Source organism: Nonlabens sp. (assembly GCF_051251825.1).
GTDB lineage: Bacteria > Bacteroidota > Bacteroidia > Flavobacteriales > Flavobacteriaceae > Nonlabens.
This window is the reverse complement of record NZ_JBPOGG010000005.1, coordinates 258,010-279,654: the sequence shown is the minus strand read 5'-3', so window position 1 is coordinate 279,654 and position 21,645 is coordinate 258,010. Positions and strand designations below refer to the sequence as shown.

The 21,645-nt window shown below is 34.0% G+C and carries 15 protein-coding genes; 3 read left to right on the top strand and 12 right to left on the bottom strand.

The features are described 5' to 3' along the window. Positions 1-180: 180 nt before the first annotated feature. The 4 genes from ACSHWW_RS08840 to ACSHWW_RS08825 form a co-directional block, all read right to left on the bottom strand. A complete protein-coding gene (locus ACSHWW_RS08840; protein ID WP_435682081.1) occupies positions 181-4,371 on the bottom strand; it encodes a caspase family protein in 4,191 nt (1,396 codons plus the stop codon). Positions 4,372-4,410: 39 nt separating this feature from the next. Beyond that, the gene (locus ACSHWW_RS08835) at positions 4,411-8,754 is read right to left on the bottom strand and encodes a caspase family protein (RefSeq protein WP_435682080.1); all 4,344 of its coding nucleotides are present in this window, start codon (positions 8,752-8,754) and stop codon (positions 4,411-4,413) included. Then, the gene (locus ACSHWW_RS08830) at positions 8,754-9,689 is read right to left on the bottom strand and encodes a hypothetical protein (RefSeq protein WP_435682079.1); all 936 of its coding nucleotides are present in this window, start codon (positions 9,687-9,689) and stop codon (positions 8,754-8,756) included. The genes ACSHWW_RS08835 and ACSHWW_RS08830 overlap by 1 nt, the downstream gene beginning before the upstream one ends. Positions 9,690-9,875: 186 nt before the next feature. Then, complete coding sequence (locus tag ACSHWW_RS08825; RefSeq protein WP_435682078.1) at positions 9,876-10,235, bottom strand: hypothetical protein; 360 nt, start codon at positions 10,233-10,235, stop codon at positions 9,876-9,878. 80 nt (positions 10,236-10,315) lie between these two features. On the opposite strand from ACSHWW_RS08825, the gene ACSHWW_RS08820 reads away from it, so the two are divergent. Both ACSHWW_RS08820 and ACSHWW_RS08815 read left to right on the top strand, forming a co-directional pair. Continuing rightward, positions 10,316-10,495, top strand: a complete 180-nt coding sequence (locus ACSHWW_RS08820) for a hypothetical protein (RefSeq protein WP_435682077.1) — start codon at positions 10,316-10,318, stop codon at positions 10,493-10,495. Positions 10,496-10,555: 60 nt separating this feature from the next. After that, positions 10,556-11,071, top strand: a complete 516-nt coding sequence (locus tag ACSHWW_RS08815; protein WP_435682076.1) for a GTP-binding protein — start codon at positions 10,556-10,558, stop codon at positions 11,069-11,071. A 367-nt stretch (positions 11,072-11,438) separates the two neighbouring features. Here the strand turns inward: ACSHWW_RS08815 and ACSHWW_RS08810 are convergent, their stop codons facing one another. From ACSHWW_RS08810 to ACSHWW_RS08775, 8 genes are all read right to left on the bottom strand, one after another. Then, on the bottom strand, positions 11,439-12,026 hold the full coding sequence (locus ACSHWW_RS08810; RefSeq protein WP_435682075.1) for a DUF6642 family protein: 588 nt from the start codon (positions 12,024-12,026) through the stop codon (positions 11,439-11,441). A gap of 263 nt (positions 12,027-12,289) precedes the next feature. After that, positions 12,290-12,676 (bottom strand): YchJ family protein, encoded by a 387-nt coding sequence (locus tag ACSHWW_RS08805; RefSeq protein WP_435682074.1) that lies wholly within the window; start codon positions 12,674-12,676, stop codon positions 12,290-12,292. A gap of 4 nt (positions 12,677-12,680) precedes the next feature. Beyond that, on the bottom strand, positions 12,681-13,520 hold the full coding sequence (locus tag ACSHWW_RS08800) for a GIY-YIG nuclease family protein (protein ID WP_435682073.1): 840 nt from the start codon (positions 13,518-13,520) through the stop codon (positions 12,681-12,683). Continuing rightward, positions 13,517-14,137 (bottom strand): hypothetical protein, encoded by a 621-nt coding sequence (locus tag ACSHWW_RS08795; protein ID WP_435682072.1) that lies wholly within the window; start codon positions 14,135-14,137, stop codon positions 13,517-13,519. The genes ACSHWW_RS08800 and ACSHWW_RS08795 overlap by 4 nt, the downstream gene beginning before the upstream one ends. 2 nt (positions 14,138-14,139) lie before the next feature. Beyond that, complete coding sequence (locus ACSHWW_RS08790; protein WP_435682071.1) at positions 14,140-15,159, bottom strand: hypothetical protein; 1,020 nt, start codon at positions 15,157-15,159, stop codon at positions 14,140-14,142. A 144-nt stretch (positions 15,160-15,303) separates the two neighbouring features. After that, positions 15,304-17,493 (bottom strand): DNA/RNA helicase domain-containing protein, encoded by a 2,190-nt coding sequence (locus ACSHWW_RS08785; protein ID WP_435682070.1) that lies wholly within the window; start codon positions 17,491-17,493, stop codon positions 15,304-15,306. Continuing rightward, a complete protein-coding gene (locus tag ACSHWW_RS08780; protein WP_435682069.1) occupies positions 17,493-17,822 on the bottom strand; it encodes a nucleotide pyrophosphohydrolase in 330 nt (109 codons plus the stop codon). The genes ACSHWW_RS08785 and ACSHWW_RS08780 overlap by 1 nt, the downstream gene beginning before the upstream one ends. A 118-nt stretch (positions 17,823-17,940) precedes the next feature. Beyond that, positions 17,941-19,305 (bottom strand): hypothetical protein, encoded by a 1,365-nt coding sequence (locus ACSHWW_RS08775; RefSeq protein WP_435682068.1) that lies wholly within the window; start codon positions 19,303-19,305, stop codon positions 17,941-17,943. 473 nt (positions 19,306-19,778) lie between these two features. Between ACSHWW_RS08775 and ACSHWW_RS08770 the strand changes: the two genes are divergently transcribed. Continuing rightward, positions 19,779-21,368, top strand: coding sequence for a protein adenylyltransferase SelO (locus ACSHWW_RS08770; protein WP_435682067.1), 1,590 nt, complete (start codon positions 19,779-19,781; stop codon positions 21,366-21,368). Positions 21,369-21,645: the final 277 nt, after the last annotated feature.

Below are 21,645 nucleotides of genomic sequence, written 5' to 3'. Positions count from 1 at the left end.
AATAATTTTCATAAAATAATTTTTAAATTCTACCACACTCTAATCTTACTCAACTCATTAATTTCCCTGATATCGAGTTGTTGTTTGTCATTAGTATAATCCAGAATGCGCTGGCGTAGGTTCTTGATAAATTTGTTTTTTAGAAATTTAATCTTTTTTTCATAGAAAACTCAAAGAATCCTACCACACTCGATAATCTCCCGAAATATTCTGGCGGCGGAATGTAGGTGTTTGTAATCCATTTGATAATGAAGAAACTTCGTCAAATGTATATTCCTGTAGCTCGCTCAACATGATTTTTCCGTCTTGATTAAGATCTGCTTGACCCGATGTTAAACCGTGGAGCAATGTATAAGTGAACAATCCATTATTCCACTCGTCACCTTCATAAGCAAATTCTTCTCCACCAGCTGATGAAATGATATTGATTCCATTTCCTAATCTCAAGTCAGTAAATATGTTCTTACTGATTGTAGTAATATTATCTACAGACTTACCAACACGTGTTGAACCGCTACCTCTAGCTTTTACGTTGTTGTTTTCACCTTTGTTTTGAGAAACATCTTCGGCAGTGACTAAAGGTTTAAACGCTCTATCATCTTCTTCATCAAGCTCTCCACTATGACAAGCATCTAATAGTATTATTTTTTTCAAGGATGGTGCACTCGCAAGAACATCTTCCAAAATCAAATAATCAATACCACCTTGACTAGGTGTATCAAAATTAATTTGAGGCGCTCCTAAGTAATAGTTAGACTCTTTATCTAATACACCATGTGATGCTATAAATAGAATCACTACATCATCTATAGATGCTTTTTCAAAAAATGATTTTGATTTTAGTAAATTTTCTTCTGTAACCTCTGCATTTGTTAGCGACTGCGTATATACTTTTTCAAAGGCAGTTGAAGATTGCAAAGTACTGGCTACATCCATGGCGTCCTTTACAGCGTATTTTAAATCATAGGCTTTGTTATCAAATTCACTCACGCCTACTGTGAGTAAATACAGATTAGGCTTGCGTGATGCTGCTATTTTTTGAATATAAACTGTTTCCTTTTTACTCTCAATTCCATTTTCATTAAAAACACTGATTTGAATTTTATTCTCACCACTGGCTAGATCCACTGAAACTTTATCCTTTTTCAAATTAGTTTTTGAAGAAGTATAATCTTGAGTGAGCACGGGAACATTATTATTCCAAATTTTCACGGAACTGATTTTAAATAATGAGTCTTGCGCCGTTAAAGACAACTTGACTTTGTCAGATTTTGTACTGCTAGGAATTTTGAACTTATCCTCAAGATGAAGTTCTGGAATATTATGATTTTCTAACACCACACTTTCTTTAATTCCCATTTTTCTTAATCGCTTTTCATAAAGCGCCTGATAGGAATCAATAATAGAAGTTGTAGAAGAACCGATTTTTTCAAGTACTAAATCTGGCCGATTGAACTGTAAATCAAATTGTTCTGGTCTATAAATCTGCTCTTCTCGTTGAAACCATATGTAATCAAAAATCTCTTTATTAGCAACGTAGTAATTATCGGCAGTTGAAATGAAATAACTTCCGTTAGAATTAAAAAATGCATCAACTACTGATGTTTTTGAATCCTTATCGATTATCTTAAAAATGCCATTATCATCTTCCTCACTTTTTAGATGACTGTATCTATTTTCCACTTGCCAGTTACCTAATGAAGAAATGGATGTAATATTATTTACGACCTTAGACTCTACTTCTGTCAAGATGATTTCTTGTGTTGTATTGTTTTCCTTATCACATACAAAAAGTCTATTTCCCACTTTATGGAACTTGTTAACTTTAGAAACAAAATTCTTGTATAATCTCAGCTTCACTTCAGAGTTTGTTGCGATGTTATAAAAGGTTAGAAAAGTACTTCTATAATGATCTAATTCATCAAGTTCATCATCACTGATGTACTGCAGCTCATCTTCATTATAGTAAATCTCAAATTCTGGATAGCCATTGAATCCATTTTCATCTGCATCATGGACATATATAGACCAAGATGTGTAATAATTCTCGCTAGGTAATCCTCCATTAACAAGTCCAATATGCGTAGAATCAACGTGTACCAATTGAAAAGGTCTATTGATATAATCGCCATTTAAAAATCTATAGCCATCTTCTTTTTCAGGTTCTGAATAATAGAGATCGATATGATTCTCATTTTTAATAATTTCTCCATCTGCATCTATTCTATTTCCCACATTATTAAATCCAAAATTCTTGACGAGAACCGGTTGGTTATTTGTTCCTTGCACAGGATAACCTTTAAATTCTATCAAGTCTTCATATTCCAGAGACTCAAGAGTAGAAATATTAAATTCAAATATGGTTCTACCATTGCTTTTAAAATGTACCAAATTGTCTTGAGTACCGATGGTGAGTTGATCAACTCCTGTGGTTAACTCTTTATAAATAAATTCAGTAATAGCTTTATTGGTCTTTAATTTACGCTTAGAACTTGCGCTATCTAGATGAATAGTTCCAGTCGTTTTTGTATAAATGACTTCCTTTTCAATAATAAAATCACAATCTGGATAAGTTGGGTTATCATAGTTACAATCGGGATTTTCAACTTGCTCTAATTGGGTCTCTTTTTCAATTTCGATGTTCCATACATAATCTTGATCATCATTTATAAAAAGAAGTCCAGTTTCAGTTCTCAATAATTTTAAACTGATCTTATCATAAATAAAGGTTTGATTCAAATCACTTAAATATCCAGCAATCCAACGATTGTTATTAGTCTCATATAAGAAATCATAGAAGCGATTTTCAAATAAATCTAGGTAGTCGATTTCAAACTTCTTAAGGTCAAAAATTGCTGTTTTACCAAGTTCTTGATTTTCATTTTTATTGTTTCCAATAGTCAACGAAATCAATATTTTATTTTCATCAAGATTGATTTTAAAATTTTCTACTTTCTTAACCTGATCAATAATCGTATTATTAATTACTTTTTTACTTTTTAAATTTATGGTTACAAGCTCCACGACATTTCCAGTATGAAAAGCTACTATAACATGATCATTAAAAAACTCCATTCCAGACACCTGACATTCTGATGGTCTTAGCCATGATTCACTTTGACAATTTTGCAACTTTACTTCATCAAATACTTCAAAAGATCCAGTTTTTGCATCATAAAAAGTAAGTATACCATTTGAGAAGGCAGTGATCCATTCATTTTTGTGAATTTTCATCAGCTTGTTTTCAATTCTGTAGGAGCTGTAGTAATTTTTAAAATCCATAAATTTCAATAATCCCTTTACCTCATAATCTTTATTAATTTTAGGATTAAAATTTAGAAAATCAATTTTAGCTTCTCTTGAATTTTTTATGACGTCAACTTTTCTCGATTTTCCATTGGCAATATTAAACTCCAACAAGCTTAAAGTTTTGTTTTCCTTATAGGCAACACCAGACTCGTATTGCTCATAAATAAACCTAGTACCATCTTTATTAAAAAAAATCTCTATAGGTAAATTATTTCCTATTTGCGTAGGAATCTGATCATAGATAATCTTGTTATCTTCTAATCTTGTAACAAAGCTATTATTTGAATGAACCACAACGGCGTGTTTCAAATCATAAGATAATGCAACACCTGTGACGTAGTTAGTTTCCAAATCATATCCATCTGGAAATGATACGTTATCAAATTCAAAGTTATTTTTTACATCAAAAACTCCAATTTTCTGATCTGCTACAATGGCGTAATATAACTCGTTATTAATACGTTGCCATCTCAAGAAATTCATTCCATTATCAGAAGTATGATGTCTTATGGAACTGATGGATTCATCGCTAAATTGATAGTTGAAGATTTCTAAGTCATAAGTGAATTCTCCACCTTGCACAAGGATTAAATGTTCTGAGCATCCATAAAGTACATCTCGATAATTGTTATTGAGAATTATTTTTTTAGTGATTTTATCTGTCTTATAATCATAGAAAATGATAAAAAACTTCTCTTTCTGAGCTTCTTCATTAAATAATGAAATGGTATAGTAAATTTCATTTTTACCAGAAACAAAATAAGCTTTTGATATCACTCGAGTTGGAAAATCATCGGCATACTGTTTCACCTCATCATTTACCGTGATGTTTTTTACAACTACCTTATGCTTTAAATCCCAGATGGTGATTAGTTCATCGTTTTTCGCGAAAGCGTAAGTGTGATCATCATTAAAAGGCGCGTCTATAAAGTCATTAAAATCTGTAGAATGACTGTCACTCAATTGAATCTCATTAAGACCTAAATTCACTCGGAAACTTGTGTCCTGGGAGAATGCGATGCAAAAACTCAATACGCAAATGATGGTGATTATATTTCTCATTTATTAATTGATTGAAAATTATAAAGAAAGTTTAATATCCTACCACACCTTAATCTTACTCAACTCGTTAATCTCTCTAATATCAAGTTGTTGTTTGTCATTTGTATAATCCAGTATGCGCTGGCGCAGTTGTTTTATAAAATCGTCAGTGAGGTTGAGTGGCTTTGAAAAGTCTGCTTGGGTAGTAAAGCCTTGACCCAACTGTTCCTGTAAATAAGAGATATAAGCGGTTGTAAAAGCTCCATTACTTAATTCATCAGACTCATAGGCAACATCTTGTCCAGATGATGCTGAGATGACCGTAACGCCACTTACAGATGTGAAATTATCAAACAAGGTGCTGACTACTTGAGAAACCGTAGTGGTATCGCCTTTATTACTGGTGGTAGCCGCTACTCCACCACGTTTTTTATTACCGTCTTTATCTTCTACAGATTCTTCTACAATCTCATAACCTTCCATATCAAGTGTATTACCGCTATGACAGGTGTCCATAAGCAATAACATCTTAGTCGACCTAGTATCGTTAAGTCCTTGAATAATTTCATTAAAAGAAACGCCATTTTCTTGAACATTATCAAAGTTCATATCATTAGGTGCATAATAATAATTGAGCCCTTTATCCAGCACTCCATGACCAGCAATAAATACCACAACCTGATCTTGTGGTCTCACTTTATCTCGAAGTGATTGTATTTCTTTTAAAATGTTCTTTTTATTAGCATCTTCATTAAGAAGATATGTCACTTGTGTGTTTTCAAATGAAGCTGCGGTAGCGCTTCTATTCTTTACTAAATCTTCAATGGATTTTGTTAAAATTTGTCGGTCGGTTGCAGAGCTTTTTGTTCTATTCAAGTATAAAGGTCCTTGGTCTCCTATTACTACTTGTAGCCTACCATAATCTAACGACAGATCCCATTTGTTTTCATCTAGTTCTTCAAGATTTTCATCATAAGTAATAATACTCGTAAAGCGTTCCATTTCATCAAACCGATCTATACTTCTATAGATGACAGGCTTATCATCTCCTTTGATATAAAATTGATCTAGCGTCAAGTCTCCATCTATCTTACTATTAGAGATTAATCTTGGTTTTTGATCACCCAAATCATAGAGATAAAAATCATTTTCTCCGGCTTTAATTAATACATAGCGTCCATCATTTGATACCGCTTTTAAAGATGGATTATAAGTTTCCTTCAACTCCAAAACACTAGTTTTCAAAACTTTTCCTTTATGAGTAGTGGTAATGGTTACTTGATCTATACTACCTTCATCCCATTTACTTTCAGAGATAAACTCAATCCAGTTGTTATTTTCCAGATATCGATATTGACCAGAATTTAAAACATCTTCACTAATGGGAATGCTGTAATCGATTAAAGCATTCTTTTCAATATCGTAGCTATACCATTTTTCATTCCTTAAGAAAATAAACTTTTCTTCATCTGGATCCAGAATGTAAACAGGACTATATGTCAAATCACCAAAGGTGTCGTAATCTAAATCTTTACGTTCACCAGTTTCAAAATTATGTAGATAGGCTTTATTATAAGCTAACTCTATCCATAAAGTTCCCGTGTAACTAGCTGGAATAAAATTAGAGTTCCCAAACATATTCTCTTCATAATAAAATCCTTCAACACCTACCGAACTACCATCATTTCTTGTGACAAACAATGGATCACCATAATACTCATTTTGATAATCTCTAACTTCTTTTTCACTAAGATTCCCATAAAGCTGAGCTATATCTAGTGCGTCTTTGGCCGCAAATGTCAAGTTATATTTGCTCTGTTGGTAATTGGAAACACCAACAGCAAGTACATAAAGATTAGGTTTCAACGCGGAACCTTCATAGGTCACGCTTTGTGATACCAGAACTGTACCTGATTTCGTCTTTAATTCAATTGCGTTTTCCACAGCTGCCAGTTCTATTTCAAATTGAAATCCGTTAGAACCTTTGGTCTTGATTTTTGCCTCTTGTACTTCAACTCCATTTAAATAAACGACCACATCGTTTTTATCCATTCCTTCGGATTGAAAAGAAAAAGTGTTTACTAAATCTGTAGTGGAATAAGAACTACCATTATTTAGTTGAAAATCTGAAATCTCTACACTGGAACTGTTGTCTTGAGAGCTAAATGAATCTCTTATTTGTTCTGCTTTAGCAAGAGTTTTTGCGTAAGCGGCATCCACTGGACCCAACTTTTCTAATATTAATGATGGTTTATAAAAACTACTTTTCAAAATATTAAGCGAAGTCTCTTTACCATTTTGATATCCTATAACCAGATCTTCTGCTTTAAAGTTTGCTATGTAATTTCCTTGTCGATCTACAAATAAATGAGAATCATAATCTGGTTGAATGATAGATAAATCTTTTTGATTACTTGCTACATCAAATAGCTCTATCAATCCATGCTTATAATTAACGAGTAGTTTAGAACCATCAGTATTTAAGCTTATGGACGCTGGTTCTGAAGATTTATCTGTTTTTAATAATTGATCTCCAACCAGCACGCCTACAAAATTTAGTAAAGCCGCCTGGGTTCCGTTTTGAAAATCGGCATCGAGCACTCCTAAACAATCTCTTTCTTGAAAATCATAATCAGTTCCTGAGATAACCAATGAAATATGTTTTAAATAGCACGCATCTTGAAGATATGTATAATTCAGCGCTATTTCAAATTCATTGTTGTCGCTATAATTCAAATCTACTTTTGGTGCACCTTCAATTTGTTTTGCTGTAAGAACTTTTAAACTAGGTAATGCTCTTAACTCAATCAGACTTTTATTATTTACAGTAAGTAATAATGTTCCATCTCTTGAAAACTGAGCATATTTATAAGAGCCTTTAATCATTTTACAATCACCAGCCACACACCATTTAAGTGAACCAGGATCGACATAACCACCGCCATATTTATAACTTCCCTTAGATAAAATAACTTGAGACGTTTTGCCATGATAAGAAACAACAGATGTAAACCCATCGCTTATGTTTTCAGATAGTTTCCCAACTTTTTCAGTAGAAAAATTATAGGATACAATTCTTCTTTTCCCTTTATAGTCTGCAAGAACAGCCATGCTAGAACTCAGTGGATCTATTTGTTCGTTTATAAAAGAATAATCAAATAAATCAAGCTCATGATCTCGTTTTAAGTAAGCTCTAGCACCTAATGGAGCGAACTTATTCTGTAAAGTTCCGGCAGTAAATAGTTTTATTTCTTCTTTTTCATTTCCTGAATTACCTATAAAAATAAGATCTCCACTTGCTAGAAAAGTTCCTTCATAATCACCAAAAGCTGCCGTACCATCAATATCTACTTTCTTATTTGATATAATTTGATATCTGGTAATAGGCTTACTAATGCTACTCAAATCACCGAACAAGGAGAAAAAAGAAACATCGTTTGAAGTACTATTCAAATAAGCATAACTAAAGTTTTTATCTGTTTCAAAACTATCTATGGAATAAATTCCCTCATTCATGATTCCTTTTACATATTCATTCTGATAAGAATTAGTATCAGTTCCAAAGAAAAATTCCTTTTTACCATTTCTAATAACACTTTCTGTAATCAAACCAAATCCTGGATTGCTATTGAGTTTTTTGACTAATTCTCTTTTAAAATCAATACTATAACGATAGACGGATGTGGATTTTGCAGAAGTATCATTAACTATTAAAAGTATACTACCTGTATCTTCATAAATGACTTTAAAACCACTCATTTGACCAATTAATTCACTTAAATCTTCTCTAAATAACTCACTATTATCAGTTGCCTTAACGACAAAACTCGCTGTACCATATTGAGCTTCAACAAAGGCAATTTGCTTTCCATTTATAGAAACACTGGCAGTAGTTGCTGGAGCGTTACTCATGACAGTCCCAACAGGATTAAATGGGTCTCGTTTCATAATCACTAGACCGTGCTCGTATCCTTTAGAAATAGAAAAAGAAGCATAGTCATCTATATCATTACCCAGTAGTTTTCCTTTGAACGCTTGCGAACTTATCTTTTGAGTATTTGGTATATCATAAGTCAATAGAGAATCAGGCTTGGTGCCATCCATTGTAGCATACGCCTTATGAAGAATTAAACGATTCTTATTAAGTAGCTGCATCTTATGAACCGCTACGCCATCTGCTTTTTGAAAAGTGAACTTATATTTTTGAGAAGTGCCGTCATAAACAATGATTTTCCCGCTGGCGTCACTAGAATAGATTTCGTTGCGCTCTGTTATATATTGAATGTCTGTAACATTTGAATAATGAAAATCGATAAGTTGAACACCATCAATAATATTAGATGTGCTCGTTTGTCCGTGACTCCACTGTATAAGCAGTAAAGCGATACATATCGCCGTTCTCATTAGTTCCCTAATACCTTTTGGATAGTAGCACTACCTTGTTTAATAACAGCATCTTTATTATCAGACAGTATACTAGGTAATTTGTTGATGTATTTACTTTTTCCTCCTTCATATTCTCTCAACTGCACGTTGATTTGAACCACACCGTAGTTTTCAAAATCTTCATTTTCGGCTAGGTATGGAATATCATAGTACCATGGAGATACAATCGGGTTCTCGATTTGATTCTCCACGCCATATTTTAAATCACGTAAGTCATATTCCTGCTCGATGAGTATGGCGTGCATAGGAGTATTATCTGCACTGCGCCAGTGGCCTTCAATAGAAACAGATAATTGTGCATTTAAATCTTCATCTTCATAAACTTTAGTTCTTGAAAATAAAATGCGCAGTTCATTAAAACTCAATCTTGAAACTCCAGGATTTTCTGGATCGCTTTCTATTGCGATACGAGCTTCAAAGTTGAGCAGCTCATCTTTCTCATCTACCGTGCTTGAGGCACGCATGACATCTTTCATAGAAAAAGCAGCACTTGAACCTCTAGATTGCGGTTGAGCCTTGATGTCATTTTCAATGGCTGTTACCAGCTGTTTTTCTTTCTCTCCTTTTTCTACAGCTGCATATTTTTTAATAACTATTTCTTCATAGCTTTTTGCAATTGCATCACCATCATTACTATAATAATCGTTGATCGATAAAGATTGTGAATAACTAGATGTTAAGGATTGAGCCGTTTTCTCGGCAAGGTAATCTGCGCCTATAAAAAGACCTTGTAACGCTACTTCTACCAGACTACCACGAGATGATGGTCGTTTCACTTCTACAACAAATTCCTCATTACTCTCCACGTAGGATCGTTGATGAACACTACAAGAAAACAAGATAGTGATGGAAAAAAGAAAAGCGCAAATAATGGTAATTTTATTCTTAATCATAAGTGAAATATTAATGGTGAGCTTAAAGTTGAGCAGTGTAATTCATAAATAATGCCATGAAGATACATTTTTTCAAAATTTCAAATTCGGCTCATTTTTTAAACTTGAGAACAATCGTAAATATATCAGCAATTCGCTTTATAAAACATACCCTTTTTGGGGTATATTGAATAAGTAGATGAGGTTTTAATGTAGCAATGTTTTTTCGGTTTTCACTCTATAAGCTCGTTCCATTCCTAGAAACCGTGGATCACCCATTTCCTCAGACCAGTGACCTTCTAGTATATCAGGAGTCAAACATTTATAAACCACTACGCCTTTAAAAAGTTGCTGGTCCGAGCTGTGATAATTAAAATTAATGACGAGCAAGTTGTCTTTAAAAAATCCAGTTCCTTGTTGGCTTTGATCACCAGCTATCTTCCATTGCGCGATGACTCGACCATATTCATCCAGCGATAAATGTAGCTGACCTTTATAAGAGCTTTGCGACTCATCTTGATTATGACCTTCAATTACATAATCACCTACTAACTCTTCTACAGTCATGTATTACATCTTTACTACAAAAGTAAACCAACTCCACAGAAAGCAGCAATCGGTTACCTTTGCATTTCTATAGCAATCTCATGGCCAAAGCTGGAAAACAAAAAAACACCAAGAATAAAGGCAAGCATACTAAACTCATGACGCGTAAAAAGAACAAACTACGTGCAGAGAAAGATGCTCGCACAGAGCGCTTGAAAGAAATTGTAAAGGCAGCGCAGGAAAATAGTACTAAGGATTCCGCCGGCTCAAGCGAAAGCTAAATTTAAAATCATTTCCCATTTTAATCATAAATCGTCTAAGAGATATTACTTTTATGACTCATGGAATTGAACAACGACATTCTATTACGTCCTCGATTTATGCGCTATCTTCCCGTAGCGCTAGATGAAGTACGCCAGCGTTTTACGACTAATGCCGCTGCTCGTAACAACTATAAAACCTCTATCGTGGACGACCATATCTTTATACGTATTCTTAAAAAGGATCAGCATTTCTGGTCACCACAATTACATCTTGAATTGCGCGAAAATCCAGATTCTGGAACTGACATCCACGGACTCTTTGGACCTAGTCCTACCGTGTGGACGTTTTTTATGTTCTTACATTTTGTCGCTGCAGGATTATTTATAACCGCAGGAATATGGTGTTATACACAGCACGTACTAGATAATTCCATTCTATTTCCAGTGATTGCTATGGTTGTACTGGTAGTCATTTGGTTCACACTTTATACCTTGGGACAATTCGGTAAGAAGAAAGGTCATTCTCAAATGCACGAGCTTTATCAGTACATGAAGGAATGTCTCGAAGTGGATAATTTTCATAGGAATACCTAACATACAATTCTACTTAGCATAGCGCTTCTCGTACTGTTGTTTAGAGCGATGAGTTGTTATGATTCCGCTTTCGCGAAAGCGTACTAAAAAAGCAAAGCAATTTTAAAACTGTCAACGCAATCGTAACATGGTAATTTGCTAGTCTTGTTCCTTTATTAGTTTACAGTCGCAGTCACAGTTTACAGTTTCCCTGATAACTGATCACCGATTTCAATTAAAAACAAAATCAAAATCAAAACGAAAATCAAATTTTAAATCGTCATCGCGAGCGAGGTACGAGCGTGGCAATCTATTTATTGTTTTCTCGACAGCAGATTATTTCGTCGCTGTCACTTCTCTAAATGACGTTCTCAGTAGTTATTTCAAGTTAATAGTACAATCTAAAATCCAGCAGCTGACTCAATTTATGTTGCTTATAAAACAAGCGCTGTACGACCTCTTTAATATCATCATCCTCATAGAATAAGCTGAAGAACAATCGATCCAGCGTAAATGCACTCGTCATGTGCTGGGAAGGAACGCCGTAGCCAGATATCGCTCGCGCGCCAGTGACATCCAGGAAATACTGAGATTCATCATCTGTGAGGTCGAGGACTTTTTTATTTGCAAAATGAATCACTTTGCCATCCATTTTCCCTTCAAAGAGTTCGGCAATTTCCTCGATGCTGTAGTAATAACCGTTGATCAAAATATTATTTGCCTCACCAGGTAAAACCAGATATATGATTTCGTAATCTTTAAAATTATGGTCGTCATAAAGCAAATAATTCAAGCTCTCTTCCAGACCTTCAATGGTGTCACAAGGTTTATAAATGCTGGTTATTTTTTGCTGGAGCGCCATGTCCTCAAGTATGGTAAGCACTTCAGTCGTTTCGGTAGCATCGGCATCAGGAACAACCTCTAGGCAGTAGATAAAATTTTCAATTTCAGTAATGGGTACTTCCAGTTTGCTCATGAATGGGTAAAAGAAAAAATAAAAGTAAAGGTAAAATCAAAAAGAAAATCAAAATCAAATCACAAATCACAAGTTAAAAATAAAATGAAAAGTAAAAATAAAAGTAAACATTAGGGCAAACTTAAAATGTACGACTGAAAACTGAGACTGCGACTGTTAAAAACCCAGCAACCCAATAACCCAATAACTTAAACTTAAACTTAAAAATTCCCAAATGTCAGTTCGAGCGCAGCCGAGAACAGTTTAAAACCTCATCCCAAATCTCAAACCGCATCCACATAAACCCATTGCCCATTTTCTTTACAGAACCTAGAATACTCATGGATCACTTCTACCCGACCGTTTTCCATATAAAAAGCTTTGAATTCTACGGTTCCTGTGCTATCATTTTCCTGTCCGGCGTTGGTTTGCAACACTTCTAGTTTAATCCAGTTAACGGACTTGGTCCACTGCTCTATTTCTCGTGCTTCTTTTGTGTTTGGTCTTTGCAAGCTGTGATGACTGCGCTGTAAATAGTCCACATTTACCATCACAAACGCACTGTACCGCGAGCGCATGAGTTGCTCTGCGGTTTTTACATGGTTGATGTTATGGTGTGCTGGTTTGCAGCAGTCTTTGTAGGGTTTTGTGGGGTTGCATGGGCAGGTCATTACTTTATTTCCTTTTCAATTCATCTAAAGTAATACCGTTTTTATCTTTCCATTCTTTCCAACCATTAGCTCGTCTAGCAAGAATAGTAGCTGCTGCAGCAGAGACAGAATCAAAGATATAATCCTCTTGAAATATTAATAATCCATCTTGTTCTTTTAATATTCCATCTTTAAGTAATTGGTTTCTTCTATTGATGACCCAAGGTCCAGCTGTCGCTGTTTCAATAAGGTTACATTTTCCACCTTTATAAACAAGCATACCGTCATCATTATATTCGCCTTCTGCATAGGCGCTTTTTCCTTTACAATGAAAAATTTCTTTTGCTGTTGCGGCTTTTCGTTTTTCTTGGAAAATGGGATAACCCAATGTTGCAATCAAAATTTTAGCGGTATCAAAGTTATCTAATAGATCATATTCCCTACTTTCAGAAATACTTGGTTTAGTTGAACCTGTATCGTTATCAATTTCATAACGGTTAATTTCTTTTGCTTTATTTAAACAATAATGTTCTAAGTATTTACCATCAGTCTTGGTGTATTCATCTGTTTTAGTGGAGACGATGATACAATGTGTCCAGAATTCTTTATTACGATTATGTGACTGAATTCTCTTATAACAATTCTCTCCTTCGCCTATATAAACTTTTGATTTGGTGCCATCTTCATTAGTCCCAAATAAAAAATAAACACCTGTAAAATGAACTAGATCACGCTTTGCAACTTCTTGCATTTTATTTCTAGGAAACAAAATTGCCTTTACTAATCGGTTAGTCAACTCTGCTTCTCGTATGCTAGTTGGTGAGCCGTCTGGAAGGAATATTTGTATGGTTTGTGGTCTGGTCATTTCTTTAAAAGTCTTAAAATCTTATTTCTTTGTTCTTTAGAAACTAAGTTTTTAAAATGATAAATAATACCGACCAATAAATATAAAGAGATAATTGGTGAAACTAAATACCATAAATTAGAAGAGTCGTAAGACTTATAAAATTGGTGAAAAATAATTAGTGAAAGGAAAACAAATGGAATTATAAGAAAAAAAACTCCTAAAGGCACTAAAAAAATATAAGACATAAATTTACTTTTCTGAAAACTCACTAGTAAATCGTCTAAAAAGTTAGAAATATTTAAAAATCGGAACCAATTTGTATTTGCAGCTGTGGAACCAAATTCTGTTTTAATGGATTGCCTAATTTTATAAAATTTCTTTCCGTAAAATAGTATCATTAATAAAGTAACGCTATAGAAAATTGGGAACAATCCTAAAATTACATCATTACTATTTACAATTGTTCCTCCGAATTCAAATGTTTTTAATAAATCACCAGTAATCAATAAATAAAGAATTGGAGATAAATAGATAAAACTAGTTAATTGATTTAACCGTTTCCTTTTAATGTCTAATAAATTTAGAAGTGACTGTAACTTTATTTGCTTTAATTCTATTAAATGTTTATCATTCATAATTATTCATTTTCTAAATACAGTTCAATTCTTCTTCTAATCTTAGGCTCTTTAATTTCTCTAGTGGCTAATTCTTGCTCTAAGACAATAGCAGCGATGTTAATCACTACATTAACACCATATAAATTATCTGGGTTCTTTAAGCCTAAATACATTGGCATATTAAATCCACCTTCTATTTCTACGTTAGCTGATTTAATATTTTCACGAGTACCAGTAATATAATATTGAAACTCCTCTTTATTTTTAAACTTGGAATAATTCTCACGATTTAGTAAATACACATCACAAAAATCTGCCCCAGGTGGTAGACTTAATAACTCAATGGCAAAACTAGCTGTTCCCGATTTATCAATAAGTTTAGATAAATCTGCAACTAAACTTAGTTGACTTTTAATATTCTCAATTTGACTTTCATCTCTAGACGCCGCAACCTGATAATACCATTTTACTGTATTAGGTGGAAGATTGACTGGAACCATTACGCGACTTTTACCTCCCATAAGTGTAGCATTGCTACCACTATTTATAAAAAAATCCTGATCAGAAGTTATTTCAACCACCTTAAATTGCTCGCTTTTCAAATAGGTTTCTGCTCTGGTAATATATGTTGTATCAATAATAGTTCTTTTCTTTACCTCAGTATTGAAGTCCTTAGTTTCAACTGATACTGGTTCTCTAGTGATTGAAAAATTGATGATGCGCCTTCCTAATGACGTATTTTCAAACCTAAATGTATAAATACCGGTATTATTAATAGTAATAGATTCATTGTCCAATGATTCAAGATTAAATTCAGTCATAATCTTATTGCCGTTTTGAGTGTATAACTCAAAGGATTTCAATTTCTTACCACGTTCTTCGCGATAATTAATGTACACTTTATCACCTTTGGCAAACCCATAATTATAAATTTGTTCTGATAACGCAGACAATTTAAAGTTAAGATTAGCCACCTCAATAGGTTCTAGTTGTGCATGGGCATATATGTTTACTAATAAAAATAGTAATGTAATTCTCATATTAAATTTTTAATTCTTTTCTTATCCTAACTATTCTCAACAATCGCAATCTCATCATCACTCAATCCATAAAGTTCATAAACCATGTAATCGATTTCTTTCTTGGTTTGATTGATTTGTGATTGTAGTACTTACTTTTAATTATTACTCTAAAACTTGTTCAAAAATCCCCAAAACAACAAAATCTTCTAGATCATTTTCAGATAGAACAATTGGCTCAAACTTAAAATCAAAAGACTTAGGACTCAAAACAATTGACGAATGCTGCCAACCATTTTCATCAAAGGATTTGGAACTACTGTATTCTTTAACAGTATATCCCGAACCAAAATCTCGATCTTGAATACCTGTTGATTGAGCTAATACTATTCTTCCATTTCTAGAACCTCCACGATATTTTTTAAATAAACAAATGGAGTCATTTGGAATGATTTTATTCATCGATTCTCCGACTACTCTACACGCAAAATAATCTTCAGAATACCTTACATATTCTGGTAATTCCATCCATTCATTTTCCTCAGCTACTTGTAATTCACTGAAATCTCCTGCAGCAGCCTGAATATTATAAAAAGGAACGCTGTTTTCAATTTTCACATCACTTATTTGAAGAGTATGCACATTAATTTCTTCAATATCATTTTGGAATTGTTGAATATGGTTCGATAAATATTCTCTTAATTCTTTATCACAAGCATAAACATAAGTACCCTTAATACCTCTAAGCATTATTGTCTTATAGATATTCACTATAAATTCTTTAAGTTCATTTGGGTCTGTTATAGATTGTTTCCCATTTGCATCGAAATAATTATCTGCGATAATTACAATTTCATCTTTCTCTTTAGAATAAGTTATTTCGTTTCCAAAAATAACTCCAGCATAGTTTAAATCGTAACCTTGTGTGGTATGAATACAACCTACTTCGTTTAGAGCATTTGGAGAATTTACCCAATCTATATTCGTTGAATTCCATCTTAAATTAGAATTCTCGATATTAATATCTAAAAGGCTTTCATCTTTATTAGAAATCCATTTCCAGGAATATCCAGCTATCATTCTAGACAAACCATATTCTGTATCTCTAGATTTAATTTCTTTTATAAAAGACTCAATATTATCAAAAAGAATAAATTCGTAATTCTTATGACTATATATCGATTGATCATCTTTTAATTGGCATTTTAAGAGTTTATCAATATAATTAACATAGCTATTTCCTCCTTTAACCCTAAACTGAGATTGTAAATATTCAATCTTAGTATTTTCTTTAATTTTTAATTTATCAAAATCTCGCTTAAGGACATCAGATGGCTTAATAGATTGACCTTCATCATAAAATAAGATTGACTTTTTACTTTGTAATTGCACCCAATCTAATTCGTTTCCTTTCATTTTTTCTAAACCGAGTCTTAAATTGATTTTATCGAATGCGCCAAAATATGCACCCAAATTCACTCTACGTCTTAATCTGTGTGATTCATCAACGATAACAATATCGTAATTTGCTTTAGCAAGTTCTGCCGGCCCTATTACCATACTAGCGCGTAAATCCTTGACATTTTTGAAAACTTTCTTAATAGTATTTCTCAAAGATGACATTGGAACTACAAGAGCCATTTTAGGTTTGGGAAACTTTTCTTTGAGTTTGAAAACTTTATTTTTTAATTGGATTTCATCATCTCCAAAATCTCGAAAATTAAAATCTTCATTATCCGAATTCAAAAGTTTAAAAAGAAAAATTGCTAAAATTGTCTTACCAGTACCTGCTCCGCCTTCAATTATAGTATTATGAACTTTATCATCTAATAAGTTATCTATTATTAAATAAAGACCATTTTTCTGTTCTTCGGTTAAACTCTTATAAGGTGAGTATTTGAATAAATCGGAATTATCAATATGGGTAAGTGAATGCTTAGCTAACCCATCTTTTCTAAGTCCATCCCAAACACTTTTAAAAACATCCCAATAAATCTCGCCTTTCTGGTAATAATTATGATTTGCAATACCAAGGTTGGCATTTAATAATTTGTACTGACCGTCGCCTGAGATATACTTTATTAAAAGTGATTCGATATCTAGAGTAGCAGATTTATTGAATATTTCGCTACTTATGATTCTAAAGGTTCTGAGTTTACTTTTCTTTTTGTCTTTCAGATGAGTTTTTAGTCGTTTTAAAGTGTCGGTAGTCTCTCCAACATAAGCTTCTTTTATTGAATCATCATTGAGTAAATAAACAACTGGCCATAAATTATTTACGTAATGATTTTCTAATGAATCTACACTATCGGAATCAAAGTCATGACTTTCAATTTTAAAGGCTAAATCTCCCATTATAATTGGTCATACTTTTTTGCATTACCTTTTGATTTCTCTATAGTATACTTTTGACCATTTAATTTGATTTTGTCTTTTATAATTTCTGCAATATCTAAGTCATGTTTAGCTGCAAGTAAAATCGCAAAAGAAAAAACATCAGCTAATTCCTCTCTCAACCTTTCTTGATCACAATCCTCGTTTCCTTTCCATAAGAAAAGCTCATTTAACTCAGCGGCTTCAATAGAAAGTGCCAAAGCCAAATCTTTTGAATTATGAAATTGTTCCCAATCTCGTTCGTCTCTGAATTTTACCAATAATTCCTTTAATTCCTTAAGTTCACTCATAATACGATTATAAAACACCCCAAAACCTCGCTTCATCTACAATGTAGGAAAAAGCAATGAATTGGGGAATGGTGAAGATAAGAAGTTTACAGGAAATTACCGGGAATATATTTTGTTTTTAAAAAGCGTCTGGTAGAATTTGAATTCCTAATAATGCTCGCCCAGTTGATAATTGATTCTGTGAACTAAATGGCTTGAATGTTACAGCAATACGTACGACATTATTAATGGTTACTCCAGTAGAAATTGTACCAAAATCAAAAACTTTTTTATCAACTCCTAATCGTTCCCTAAAACCACTGGCACCACCGTACAATCCATAACTAGCTTGAAGGTAAAAATTAAAAGCCTTATCATCGCTATTTACAGCGAGTAAAGCATGTGATGAAAATGAAAATACTCCTGTAGTAGTGTTTACATCATCAGAGAACTCATCAAGTTCTAGTGATGCTCTTGATCTTAAATAGCTAAAAAAGGTAATACGTTGAGAGCTGTGAAATACAACAGGTAATTCTAAACCCAAGTAAGTATTACCACCACCAGTAATTAAACGTTGAATAGATTCTTCACTTACCATTTTCTCATCTACTAAGGAAGGAGTCATAGCATCTTCCTCCATATCATCAGGATCAGAATCGTTACTTATTACAGTTCCAAAGTTCACTTTTAATGGGCCAAAAAACGTAGAAGCAAATTCAGTATTGACTACTGCTCCATTACCATTGAATTGTAAAGCAGACTCGTTAATAAGATAAAGTTCACTTTTATTTTTAGAATATACCGCGCTCACAGCGTCGGGCTGGTTAGTTCCAAAAAGATAATAATTTATATTTGTACTGTTATCTCTTAAGTCTTCATAAATCGTTTGTAAGGTTTCCTTTCTTTTAGTTTGTTTTTTTATTTTAATTTTCAAACGTTCAGCAGCTATGATATTACCAGTCTCCATATAGGAATCAAATGATTTATTCATTTTTTTGACTTCCTTCTGCACCTCTTCATAACTCTTACTAATTAATGCAAAATTAGCAGAGTTAATTTCTAAATATTCAGCTAGAAAATGAGTGTTTATAAAATTTTCTACTTTGTCATTTTTGAAATCTGTTGATTTCACTACTGCTAGATTATCGTCTGATGGATCAACATCCACGTTTGATTTAATGGTATTATAAATTTTCTGTTGCGCATCATCAAATGAAATAGAAGGATCTGTTTCTTTTATTACATCTAGATATTCTTGATTTGATAGCAGTTGTAAAGAGTCGAATTTTATTTTTTCATGAATCTCTTTCTTTAAAAATTCATTAAGATCTGCTATATAAAATTTTATATGACTATCAATTTTTACGCTGTCAAGTTCATCCAATTCTGCTTCTTTATCAAGGGGAGATATGTCATAATTAGTTGATTTAAAACTTGGAAATTGAGCAAACCCAAGGGAAGCACATAATAAAAAGCAGAATAATAAGAGGATTTTGGTATTCATAATTCAATGATTTGGTTGGATGATAAAACTAATGCGTTAATTACAGAAACCAAATACCCCATAAAGGTTATTTTCATAATGTATTTGGTGATAAGTTAAAACTGTAGAAATCGTCTTTACGAACGAGGAACGAGCGCGGCAATCTACTGGTCGTGTTCCTTTATTTGTTTTCAGTCGCAGTAGCAGTCGCAGTTTACAGTTTCAATTAAAAACAAAATCACAAGTTAAAAATAAAATGAAAAATAAAAATAAAAGTAATCCTTAGGGCAAACTTAAAATCTAATACTGAAAACTGAGACTGCGACTGTTAAAAACCCAAAAACCAACAACCCAAAAACTCAAAGCTCAAAGCTCAAAAACTCAAAGACTCAAAGCTCACAGACTCACAGACTCAAAAACTCAAAAACTCAAAGACTCAAAGCTCACAGCTCACAAACCCAAAAACCCAATCACCCATTTCCTACCTTTGCACCATGCACAAACTCCACATCAACAACAGCTTTACAAATTCACTACCTCAAGATCCCATCACTGAGAATTACACACGCCAGGTAACTGGTGCGGCATACTCGCTGGCACAACCGGTGGCATTTAAAAATGCGCAAGTGATTCATGTATCTGAGCTGGCTCAGGAGTTGGGTTTTAGTGAGGAAGAAGTGAAATCTACAGCGTTTCAAGAACTCGTTACTGGTCAAAATTTACCTGATGGAACAGCTCCTTATGCGATGGCTTATGCAGGACATCAATTTGGGAACTGGGCTGGACAGTTAGGTGATGGACGAGCGATTAATTTGTTTGAAATATTGCACAATGAAAATCGCTGGGCACTCCAGTTAAAAGGTGCTGGTCCTACTCCATATTCTCGTCGTGGTGATGGATTTGCCGTGTTGCGCAGTAGCATACGGGAACATTTATGTAGCGAAGCCATGCATTATCTAGGCGTTCCCACGACTCGATCGCTATCGCTTTCCTTGAGTGGAAATGACGTGTTGCGTGATATGCTATATGATGGAAACGCAGCGCATGAAAAAGGTGCTGTGGTATGTCGGGTCGCACCTAGTTTTTTGCGTTTTGGGAACTTTGAATATGCTGCCGCTCAAGGCGAAAACCAATATCTCCAGCAGCTCACAGATTATACTATCGATACGTTCTACCAGCACATTACCGCTAGTGGCAAAGCAAAATACCTACAATTCTTTCAGGAAGTAACCGACCGCACGCTAGAAATGATCATCCACTGGCAGCGTGTAGGCTTTGTACACGGCGTGATGAACACAGATAATATGTCCATTCTAGGACTTACCATAGATTATGGACCTTACGGTTGGTTGGAACCTTATGAACACGGCTGGACTCCTAACACGACTGACCGTCAACACAAACGTTACCGTTATGGCGCGCAGCCTGAAATAGGGCTTTGGAACTTACTCCAACTCGCAAACGCACTCTACGAACTCATCAACGATGGACCAGCACTGGAAGAAATTCTTAATAATTACAAGGCTAGTTATCAATCGCAATACCTCGCGATGATGAAAAGCAAAATAGGCCTTACCTCATCTCAAGAAAATGACGCAGAGCTCATCGCCACGCTGGAACATCACCTGCAATTGCATGAGACTGATATGACACTTTTCTTTAGAGAACTCGCTCAAGTTGATGCACAAATGGACGCAAACACGGCTTTCGTGACCATTTCCATGGCTTTTTATGACCTAGAAAACCTCAGCGAGCCGCACCAGTGGAGTTGGCTAGAATGGCTGGAAACTTACATGAAACGATTGCAGCTGGAGCAGGATGTGAATGGTGTTGATGATACCGCTTTCGCGAAAGCGAAACAACAACAAATGAATGCTACCAACCCAAAATACGTGCTGAGAAACTACATCGCGCAACTGGTCATAGACGATGCCGATAAAGGCGATTACAAATTACTCAATGACGTGTACCGCATGCTCAAAAATCCATACACAGACCAACCCGAATTTGACCATTACTACGACTTAAGACCAGACTGGGCAAGGAACAAAGTAGGCTGCAGTATGTTGAGTTGTAGTAGTTAATTTGGATTGCTAGGTTTTTGGGTTGTTGGGTTGTTGGGTTAATATGTTAATTTGATAATTTTATATGTACCGCGAGGTCTGAGGTGTCACACTGAGCCTGTCGAAGTGTTCTCGAAGACCGTTTTTAAAACTTAAATTTAAATCAAAGCTTAAATTTAAAACTGTTAACTGAGACTGATAACTTAAAAACTGCCTACTACATTTCAACAAGCGTAGCGCCGTTGAAATCAACCTGCCGACTGCCTACTTAGTTTACAATGTTAAAATCCACCTTAAA

Bases quoted from the DNA above. Each gene is read 5' to 3' on its own strand.
- ACSHWW_RS08840 (WP_435682081.1), bottom strand. From the start codon at position 4,371: ATGAGAAATATAATCACCATCATTTGCGTATTGAGTTTTTGCATCGCA.
- ACSHWW_RS08835 (WP_435682080.1), bottom strand. From the start codon at position 8,754: ATGAGAACGGCGATATGTATCGCTTTACTGCTTATACAGTGGAGTCAC.
- ACSHWW_RS08830 (WP_435682079.1), bottom strand. From the start codon at position 9,689: ATGATTAAGAATAAAATTACCATTATTTGCGCTTTTCTTTTTTCCATC.
- ACSHWW_RS08825 (WP_435682078.1), bottom strand. From the start codon at position 10,235: ATGACTGTAGAAGAGTTAGTAGGTGATTATGTAATTGAAGGTCATAAT.
- ACSHWW_RS08820 (WP_435682077.1), top strand. From the start codon at position 10,316: ATGGCCAAAGCTGGAAAACAAAAAAACACCAAGAATAAAGGCAAGCAT.
- ACSHWW_RS08815 (WP_435682076.1), top strand. From the start codon at position 10,556: ATGGAATTGAACAACGACATTCTATTACGTCCTCGATTTATGCGCTAT.
- ACSHWW_RS08810 (WP_435682075.1), bottom strand. From the start codon at position 12,026: ATGAGCAAACTGGAAGTACCCATTACTGAAATTGAAAATTTTATCTAC.
- ACSHWW_RS08805 (WP_435682074.1), bottom strand. From the start codon at position 12,676: ATGACCTGCCCATGCAACCCCACAAAACCCTACAAAGACTGCTGCAAA.
- ACSHWW_RS08800 (WP_435682073.1), bottom strand. From the start codon at position 13,520: ATGACCAGACCACAAACCATACAAATATTCCTTCCAGACGGCTCACCA.
- ACSHWW_RS08795 (WP_435682072.1), bottom strand. From the start codon at position 14,137: ATGAATGATAAACATTTAATAGAATTAAAGCAAATAAAGTTACAGTCA.
- ACSHWW_RS08790 (WP_435682071.1), bottom strand. From the start codon at position 15,159: ATGAGAATTACATTACTATTTTTATTAGTAAACATATATGCCCATGCA.
- ACSHWW_RS08785 (WP_435682070.1), bottom strand. From the start codon at position 17,493: ATGGGAGATTTAGCCTTTAAAATTGAAAGTCATGACTTTGATTCCGAT.
- ACSHWW_RS08780 (WP_435682069.1), bottom strand. From the start codon at position 17,822: ATGAGTGAACTTAAGGAATTAAAGGAATTATTGGTAAAATTCAGAGAC.
- ACSHWW_RS08775 (WP_435682068.1), bottom strand. From the start codon at position 19,305: ATGAATACCAAAATCCTCTTATTATTCTGCTTTTTATTATGTGCTTCC.
- ACSHWW_RS08770 (WP_435682067.1), top strand. From the start codon at position 19,779: ATGCACAAACTCCACATCAACAACAGCTTTACAAATTCACTACCTCAA.